The organism is Geomonas sp. (assembly GCF_056994735.1).
This window is the reverse complement of the sequence record NZ_JBXKJL010000501.1, coordinates 1-8,236: the sequence shown is the minus strand read 5'-3', so window position 1 is coordinate 8,236 and position 8,236 is coordinate 1. Positions and strand designations below refer to the sequence as shown.

The 8,236-nt window shown below is 58.8% G+C and carries 8 protein-coding genes and 2 tRNA genes; 1 reads left to right on the top strand and 9 read right to left on the bottom strand.

Translation table 11 applies throughout. The annotated features are described in order from the left end of the window. From AC11W3_RS21080 to AC11W3_RS21045, 8 genes are all read right to left on the bottom strand, one after another. Window positions 1-90 (bottom strand): HAD hydrolase-like protein (locus AC11W3_RS21080; protein ID WP_484093129.1); only part of this gene is annotated, 90 nt, incomplete at its 3' end. Between the two features lie 139 nt (window positions 91-229). Next, window positions 230-3,076: an SLBB domain-containing protein gene (locus tag AC11W3_RS21075; protein WP_484090175.1), complete on the bottom strand. Its 2,847-nt coding sequence runs from the start codon at window positions 3,074-3,076 to the stop codon at window positions 230-232. A 123-nt stretch (window positions 3,077-3,199) separates the two neighbouring features. Further along, a tRNA-Glu gene (locus AC11W3_RS21070) sits at window positions 3,200-3,274 on the bottom strand. 35 nt (window positions 3,275-3,309) lie between these two features. Next, window positions 3,310-3,383: transfer RNA gene (locus AC11W3_RS21065), tRNA-Gln, on the bottom strand. Window positions 3,384-3,426: 43 nt separating this feature from the next. After that, window positions 3,427-3,978: a 2-oxoacid:acceptor oxidoreductase family protein gene (locus tag AC11W3_RS21060; protein ID WP_484093722.1), complete on the bottom strand. Its 552-nt coding sequence runs from the start codon at window positions 3,976-3,978 to the stop codon at window positions 3,427-3,429. A 314-nt stretch (window positions 3,979-4,292) separates the two neighbouring features. Then, window positions 4,293-5,036, bottom strand: coding sequence for a thiamine pyrophosphate-dependent enzyme (locus AC11W3_RS21055; protein ID WP_484090668.1), 744 nt, complete (start codon window positions 5,034-5,036; stop codon window positions 4,293-4,295). Next, the gene (locus AC11W3_RS21050; RefSeq protein ID WP_484093721.1) at window positions 5,020-6,126 is read right to left on the bottom strand and encodes a 3-methyl-2-oxobutanoate dehydrogenase subunit VorB; all 1,107 of its coding nucleotides are present in this window, start codon (window positions 6,124-6,126) and stop codon (window positions 5,020-5,022) included. Before AC11W3_RS21050 ends, AC11W3_RS21055 begins: the two co-directional genes overlap by 17 nt. A 125-nt stretch (window positions 6,127-6,251) precedes the next feature. Next, window positions 6,252-6,455: a 4Fe-4S binding protein gene (locus tag AC11W3_RS21045; RefSeq protein ID WP_484090666.1), complete on the bottom strand. Its 204-nt coding sequence runs from the start codon at window positions 6,453-6,455 to the stop codon at window positions 6,252-6,254. 193 nt (window positions 6,456-6,648) lie between these two features. On the opposite strand from AC11W3_RS21045, the gene AC11W3_RS21040 reads away from it, so the two are divergent. Then, entirely contained in the window at window positions 6,649-7,155 is a 507-nt protein-coding gene (locus AC11W3_RS21040) for a Ros/MucR family transcriptional regulator (protein WP_484090665.1), read from the top strand. Window positions 7,156-7,323: 168 nt separating this feature from the next. On the opposite strand, the gene AC11W3_RS21035 is transcribed toward AC11W3_RS21040, so the two are convergent. Then, a complete protein-coding gene (locus AC11W3_RS21035) occupies window positions 7,324-8,178 on the bottom strand; it encodes a pseudouridine synthase (protein WP_484090664.1) in 855 nt (284 codons plus the stop codon). Window positions 8,179-8,236 lie beyond the last annotated feature (58 nt).

The window sequence follows — 8,236 nt, the reverse complement described above, 5'->3', positions numbered from 1 at the left end:
CGGCACCAGGATCTCCTGGAAAGCCTTGTAGTGAAGCGGTTCGGTGTCGACGATGATCCCGTCAAAATCGAATATCACAGCGCTAAGCATGCATGCTCCTGTACTTCATGTTGTACCTTCTACGTTCCATGTTCAGGTTTCAGGTTTCACCCTTCACCCTTCACGTCTTCAAGGACGAGGATAATGGCAGAAAACGAGCATCAGTGCCACAAAAAAGGGAAACACTCCGCTACTTGAAAAAGAGGAAGATGGTTCCGGCAGTAAGAGCCACCTGCGACAGGATGGTAGTGATGTCCTTGATCCCCCTCATCCAGGCGATATGATCGAGCTTCTGAGGCACCACCACCGTGTCGCCGGGCCAAAGGGGGCGGGACATGAAACTGCCGAAATGCCAGCGCTTGTCACTTTCGTCCCAGTTGATGCCAAAGGTCGTCTGCTCCCTGCTGGAGACCGTTCCGTCGGCCCGCACGATGTACATGCTCCCCGGATCAGCGTCGGTGAGCGGCCCGCCGGACTTCTTGAGATAGGAGTCTACCGATTCTCCATCCAGGTAGACGAAGGTGGTCGGATTGTAGACCTGCCCCAGCACGTTGACCACACTGGGGACAACGGGGACTTCCAGTTTGTCGCCCCCCATGAGCTCCAAATCGTATTCGGTCGTCGCCAGTTCCTGTGGAGGCAGCAGCCTGAGAACCACCCGCCCCTCGGCCTTCTTACGCTTCAGGCCCTGCGCGGTTTTCAGCAGGCCGTCGAGCGACGATTTCGTGGCGGCCAGATCCTCGCTGGAACTGGACGTGGCGGAGAGCTCGCTTTCCTTCCTCAGGATATCCTGCTCGGTCTTTTCCAGGATCTCCTTCATCCTTTTTTGCTGCAGCTCCTGGACGGACTTCCTGGTGAAGCGGGCCCCCCGAAGGTAGGCACGGTCGGTGAAGCCGCCGGCCCTGGAGATGACCGAGCTTAAACGCTCCCCTTTGGCAATCGAATACCTGCCCGGATAGCGAACCTCCCCCTGCATGGTTACGTAGCGGTCCGAGGATTCGAGCCACTGCGTTATGCTCCGCACGATGAGCATGTCGTCCGGTTGCAGGATCACATTCGCCGTCGGCTCGCCCTGCAGCACCTTCTGCAAATCGAGATTGATCCTGCTCGGGGTGGCCGTGCCGTCCTTGACCTCGATCCGCGTAAGCTCAGCGCTACCGAGGAGGGCATTTCGCTTGAGGCTCCCGGCAGCGGTGATGAGGTCGCGGACGGTCATATGCGGGTAGAAGGGATATTCACCAGGCTTCTTCACCTGCCCGGTGACCGAAACCATGGGACGCTCCTGCATCTGCCAGTGGGAGAAGACCTTGATGGTATCCTGTTCCCGAAGCTCCACGTTTTCCCTGGGATCTCCGGCAAGAGCCCTCCCGAGGTTCGCCGAATGCTTCTCAAGATGTCGATCGGGGAGTTGCACTCGGGTGATCTCCACCGCTCCGAGGTAGGTGTCGGGGAGAAGGGCCTCGTAATCCGGAATGATGTCCTTCAGCCTCATCCCTTCGCGGAACTGGTACTCCCCGGGTCTCGCCACGTTCCCCTTCAGGGTCACGACCTGACGAGGGGCGTCGTAGAAAGGAAAGACCTTGACCATGTCGCGGTCCGAGATCGAGACCCCGGCCAGTTCCTGTTGCGGGTGCTTCTCATCCAATCGGTAGTCGAGGATGATGCGGGCTGAGTTTCCCTCCAGCCGCTCCACCTGGAGCCTGCCCTTGTCGCCTGCGGCGGTAATCCCTCCTGCCATATCGAGGAGCGAACTCAGCGAACTGGGACCCTTCAGCTCGTAGATCGCTGGGCGCTTGACCTCACCGGCCACGGCGGCCACCGGTCCTATGACGGGGACAAAGAGGGTGTCGCCGTTCTCCACCCGGAAATCACGGCTGCGGTCCCCGGACAGGAACATGGTATAAAGGTCGATCTCCTGTACCGTCTTTCCTCCGCGCAGCAGCCTGACCTGACGCAGCGACCCGTTCTTGCTAGGCCCTCCGGCGGCGGATAGGGCGTTGATCGCAGTGGCCAGAGAACTTATGGTGTAAGCGCCGGGAGCGGTGACCTCGCCCACCACGAAGACCTGGATGGTCCGCAACTTCCCGAGGGTCACGTTCAGCTCATAACCTCTGAAGTAGCGGGAGAAAGCCTTGCCGATCACACTATGGAGTTGGGAGTAGTTGAGTCCCCAGACCTTGACCGCGCCGACCTTGGGGATGGTGATCTCGCCGTTACGGTCAACCACCAGGTCGTACCGCGCCTGCATCGATCCCCAGACGTCGACCCTCAGTGAGTCACCGGGACCGACCACGTAGTCGGATCCGACGGGAAGGTTGTCACGGGAGGTTGAGCCGGTATTGGAGAAGAAATCGTAACCGAACTGCCTGAGGGTGGTTTTCACCTCATCACCGTTATCCTTTTGCGACATCGCCTGAAGCCCCCGCGAAAACGAGCGCTCCAGCGGTGAGCCGATGTCATCCGGAGAAACGGGTATCAGGGAGATCTCGTCCGAAGACGCGACCTCCTTCCCCTTGAGGCCATACCCCGAGACCCTGATGTTGTAGACGATTCCGTTCTTGAGGCCGCGCAGCTTGTAGGGACTCCGCTTGATCTGATCCTGCTTCTTCTCGACCTTGTCGCCCTCACTGTGGTACGAGATGGTGAATTTTAGAGGTTTCTGCTCTTCGGTATGCTCCGGGACCTGCCAGCTCAGGACGATTTCACCATCTCCGACATCTCCGCGCAATTTAAGCTTGAGGGTGTCTTTGAGCTCTCCCGGTTCATTGGGGTCCTCTTTCTCATGGGCCGTCCGGGTGTCCTTCTTGCCCTCCTTGTCATCCTCCTTCCTGTCTTCGTTCCGGTCTTCGTTCCTCTCCCCCTTCCTGTCCTCGTTCCTGTCCTCGTTCCTGTCTTCGTTCCTGTCTTCGTTGTTGGCCGCACCAGTTGACAACTCGTCCGTGGCAGTAGTCTCATCGTAGTCGATGCGGGCATGGCTGACGCTGATAGGGATAATCATCAGATTCAGAAAAAGGAGTATTGCGATGACACTTCTCATTTGAACCTCGCAGCAGTCGGAGTTTTGGACGTTATAAAATAAGCAAGTTCAAATTCATTAGCAACTTAAAATCTGAGAAAAGGACAAAAAAAAGCAGCACCCAGGCGGGTGCTGCTTTTAAGATGGTGATCCCAAGGGGACTTGAACCCCTGTTACCGACGTGAAAGGCCGGTGTCCTAACCACTAGACGATGGGACCTGGCGATCTATTTTTGTGCTGCTTTGCAGGTGAGTTGGCTGGGGTGCGAGGATTCGAACCTCGGATGACGGAGTCAGAGTCCGTTGCCTTACCGCTTGGCGACACCCCAAGATTGAAGAGATAAGTTTAATAGCAGATTCGGCCTGCGCAAGTCAAGCTTTTTTAGCTCGTGCCGCCTCGGCACCCGCTTCGATGGCCTTGATGTTGGCCGGGATGAAGCGATGGTTCCTCTCGGGGAGCGCATCTTTCAGCCCCTGTGCCAGGGACTCGAGCCCCACCACCCCGGTCATCGCCACGTAGGCCCCGAGGGCGACCATGTTGACCATCCGTGAATCACCGAGTTCCATGGCGATGTCATTCATGGCAACGGGGATCAACTGGATGTCATCCCGCGACAGCGCGCCAGCATCAACCAGGGAGCTGTTGACGATGCAGATGCCGCCGCTGCGGATCTTCCCGCCGAAGCGCTCCAGGGAAGCCTGGTTGAGGGCTACCAGCGTGGACGGGCTTCCGACCACGGGAGAGCCGACCGCGCCGTCGGCGATCACCACCGTGCAGGTGGCGGACCCTCCCCTCTTCTCGACCCCGTAGGCCGGGAAGTAGGAGACGTTCTTCCCTTCATCTATAGCTGCATAGGAAAGGAGATTTCCGGCGAGAAGCACTCCCTGCCCGCCAAATCCCGCTATCAGTACATCGTTACGCATCAGATCCCCCGTTACTTCCTCGTTGAACAATGGAGGTTCAACTTATACTTATAGGCCCCTACTGACATCACACCGTTCGACAAGCTCAGGGTGAACGGCTTTGCTGTTGAACCCCTCAAAGCGCGTCCTTTTCTGTTCATGCCGAGCCCGCCTCAGCGCGTTCAGCCACTGAGAGTATCGCGTTCGTGCTGAGCCTGTCGAAGCATGCACAGCGCCTGTAACTACCGTTCGTGCTGAGCCTGTCGAAGCACACACAGTGACTGTAACCACTGTTCGTGCTGAGCCTGTCGAAGCACGCACACCTACTGCTGGTGCTAAACCTCGCCTTCCTGCTTGAAAACCCCAAGAGGGTAGTAGGGGATCATTTCTGCCTCGATCCTGGCATTAGCGGCGAGCGGACTGGCCCCCCAGTTGGTCGGGCAGGCGGAGAGGACCTCGACGAACGAGAAGCCCTTGCCCTCGGCCTGGTATCCGAAAGCCTCCCGGATCACCTTCTTCGCCTGCATCAGGTGCTTGGGCGAGTCGACCGCCACCCTGGCCGAGTAGGCCACGCCGCCCAGTTGGGCCAGCAGTTCGGCCATCCTGATCGGCGCGCCATCCTTCTTCCTGTCCCTGCCGTAGGGCGAGGTGGAGGTCTTCTGCCCCACCAGCGTGGTCGGCGCCATCTGGCCGCCGGTCATGCCGTAGGTGGTGTTGTTCACGAAGATCACCGTGATGTCCTCGCCGCGGTTGGCGGCGTGAATGATCTCGGCGGTACCTATGGCGGCGAGGTCCCCGTCCCCCTGGTAGGTGAAAACGAAGTTGTCGGGCCGGGCCCTCTTGACCCCGGTGGCGACGGCGGGAGCGCGCCCGTGGGGAGCCTCCACCACGTCGATGTCGAAGTAGCCGTAGAGAAAGACCGAGCAGCCGACGGAGGCAACCCCTATCGTCCTTTGCTGCACGCCGAAGTGGTCCATGGCCTCCGCCACCAGGCGGTGGATGGTGCCGTGGTGGCAGCCCGGACAGAAATGGGTCTGCACGTCTTTGAGACTTTCCGGCCTTTTAAAAACCTGTTGCATGCGGTAACCCCTCTTCAACCTCGCAGGAGGCCTGGGCGTAATTCTTCTTGATCACTTCGAAAAGCTCCTCAGGCGAAGGAAGCGACCCCGCCCCCGGCGGCCTGCCGTAGAAGGAGACCTTGACGCCTGATCCGACGGCGAGCCGGACGTCGTCGACCATCTGGCCGGTGTTGAGTTCCATCACCAGGACCCGACCGGCGCGTGCTCCGGCCTTGGCCAGGGCCTTCTCCGGGAAGGGGAAGAGGGTGATCGGGCGGAAGAGGCCGACCTTCAGCCCGGCCTCGCGCGCCATGGAGACCGCGGTATGGGCGATCCTGGAAACGGAGCCGAAGGCGGTGACCAAGAGCTCGGCATCCTCCGCCTGGTACTCCTCGGAGAGGCACTCCTTTTCCTTCATCTCCTGGTACTTGGCGTGCAGGTGCCAGTTGTGCGCCTCCAGTTCGCCGTCGCCCAGGAAGAGCGACTTGACTATCCTCTGCTCCTGCCCCCCCTTGCCACGCACCTTCCACTTCTTCTCCGGGAGCTCGCGCGCCGGACGCGGGTTGGCGACCAAGGCCTCCTTCATCTGACCGACTACCGAGTCTCCCAGGAGCATCACCGGGGTCCGGTAGAGGTCGGCGAGATCGAAGGCATGCATGGTGAGGTCGTACATCTCCTGGACGCAGTTGGGAGCCAGCACCGGGATCCGGTAGCCGCCATGCCCTCCCCCCTTGACCGACTGGAAGTAGTCGGACTGGGAGGCATCGATTCCGCCCAGGCCCGGGCCGGAGCGGGAGATGTTGATGATCACGCCGGGGAGTTCGGCTCCGGCCATGTAGGAAATCCCCTCCTGCTTGAGGGATATGCCGGGGCTGGACGACGAGGTCATGGCGCGCACGCCGCAGGCGGAGGCGCCCAGCAGCATGTTGATGGCCCCGATCTCGCTCTCGGCCTGGATGAACTCACCGTCGAGCTTGGGGAGCTCACGGGAGAGGTATTCAGGGATGTCGCTCTGGGGAGTGATGGGGTAACCGAAGTAATAACGGCATCCCGCCTCGACGGCGCCCATGGCGGCGGCCTCATTCCCCTTTACAAACAGGCGTTTTGACACTTGGTCCTCCGAATATCCAGCTGCCTGTGGATCGGCAGCCCAGACAAGACCTGCGCGCTGACGGCACGGGCCAGTCTGTCACATGCACAATCTGAATCGGCTCCAGACTGTTTGGCTAGAGAAAACTATTTGAATACAGTTATGGCAACGTCAGGACAAATTTCGGCGCAGAGAGCACACCCGGTGCAACGCTCCAGAGAGGGAGCCTCCGCCGGTGTGTAACCCTGGATATTGACCTTATCGCACAGCTGAATCAGCTTCCTGGGGCAGGCGATGGTGCAGATACCGCACCCTTTGCATCTCACTTGATCAATTTCAATTCTTCCCATTCTCTTTTTCCTCATAATCCGCAAGCCGCTCAGGGGCCATGCAATCAGCGGAAGAAACTAGCAGAAATGAGTCAGCGGAGTCAACTTTTTTTGCTTATAACAAACATTTATCACTTGCTTTTAAAAGGCTGTGAGGTTTAATTGAAGAGAATTAGAATTTGCACGTTAAAAAAATGAAAGGAGGAGCATAGAGATGGCATCATCACTGCTCGAATTGACGGCCAACATAGTCTCTTCGCATGCGTCGGTCACAGAAATGTCGGGCGAAGATCTGCTTCTGGAACTGCAGAAGGTGCATGTGGCACTGCAGAAATTAGAAGTCGAAGCCGGCGAAGGTGCTGAAAAGGCCGAGACCAAAGGACCCGCCGTTTCTTTAAAGAAGGCATTCCAACCGGACCAGGTAAGCTGCATGCTTTGCGGCAAGAGCGGGATGAAGACCCTCGCCCGCCACCTCGCTCAAGTGCACGGCCTCAAGCCTGGCGAATACAGAAAACAGTTTGGCATCCCGAGCAATCAGGCACTTACGGCGAAGAACTTCTCGGAAGCGCGCAGAAGGATGGCGCAGGAGAAGGGACTTGCCGACAACCTGGCCAAGGCGCGGGCAGTGCGTGCTGCCAAACTTGCCGCCAAAACGACCGGCACTGAAAGGAAACCGGCCAAGGCGCCACGGGTTCCGAAGCAGAAAAGAATGAGCGCTTAGGGATAAGCTCAATAAATGGAAATGTAAAAGCCGCCCGGAGGGTGGCTTCTTTTTTTGTGGAGTAACGACTATTTCTTCTGAAGCAGGAACTGTATTAGTAACGAAGAAGACACTTCTTAATTTTTTCCCCTGCTCTCATTACTTCTCTGACAAAGAGCGATCGGCAAATCACCTATGCTTGGCCGGCCGGGGCTTCGGGAAGCCGGATTTGCCCCTCGCCGCACCACTGTCGGCAGCGCCCGTTTTGGCAGGCCCCCTCTTGGCGACCACTCCGGTCTTGCGGGGTCCCCGTCCGGAGCCTGCACCGGCACCCTTTCTTCTGAGCCTGGTGACCTCCTCGGGCTGCAGGAAGCGGAATTGGCCGGGCTTCATGTCCCCGATCTCAAGGAAGTCGTACCGGGACCTCTTCAGCCGCACCACGTTCAGCCCCACCGCCTCGCACATTCGCCGCACCTGCCGATAGCGTCCCTCGTGGATGGTGATGGAGATCCAGGAATTGTGCTCGCTTTCGCTGACCGGAACCACCTTGGCCGGCGCAGTCATCCCGTCCTCGAGCTTGACGCCCTCGGTAAGCCTGTTGATCTGCTCCTCCGAGACATGCCCGCTCACCCTCACCAGATATCCCTTGTCCACCTCGTGGCTCGGGTGCATGAGAGTATTGGCGAGCGCTCCGTCGTTGGTGAGAAGCAGCAGCCCTTCGGTGTTGTAGTCGAGGCGCCCGATCGGGTAGACACGTTCCTTGACGCCTTTCAAGAGGTCCGTCACGATGGGGCGTCCTTCCGGGTCCTTCATGGTCGTCATGTAGCCGACAGGTTTGTACAGGAGGATGTAGACCCGTTTCTCTTCAATGGATACGGCTTTGCCATCGACCGTGATCATATCGGTGTCCGGATCAGCCTTGGCGCCGAGTTCGGTGATTACCTCGCCGTTGACGGCAACCCTGCCGTCAGTGATGATCTTTTCGGATTCGCGGCGGGAGGCAATTCCCGCCTGTGACAGTATTTTCTGCAAACGCTCCTGCATTTTATCTCCCGGCAGGGTCACCCCCCACCTGATTGTTCGGCTGGTATCGCTCTTGAGC

Coding starts and splice junctions, on each gene's coding strand:
- AC11W3_RS21045 (WP_484090666.1), bottom strand. CDS start 6,455: ATGGGAAGAATTGAAATTGATCAAGTGAGATGCAAAGGGTGCGGTATC.
- AC11W3_RS21055 (WP_484090668.1), bottom strand. CDS start 5,036: ATGCAACAGGTTTTTAAAAGGCCGGAAAGTCTCAAAGACGTGCAGACC.
- AC11W3_RS21075 (WP_484090175.1), bottom strand. CDS start 3,076: ATGAGAAGTGTCATCGCAATACTCCTTTTTCTGAATCTGATGATTATC.
- AC11W3_RS21040 (WP_484090665.1), top strand. CDS start 6,649: ATGGCATCATCACTGCTCGAATTGACGGCCAACATAGTCTCTTCGCAT.
- AC11W3_RS21035 (WP_484090664.1), bottom strand. CDS start 8,178: ATGCAGGAGCGTTTGCAGAAAATACTGTCACAGGCGGGAATTGCCTCC.
- AC11W3_RS21060 (WP_484093722.1), bottom strand. CDS start 3,978: ATGCGTAACGATGTACTGATAGCGGGATTTGGCGGGCAGGGAGTGCTT.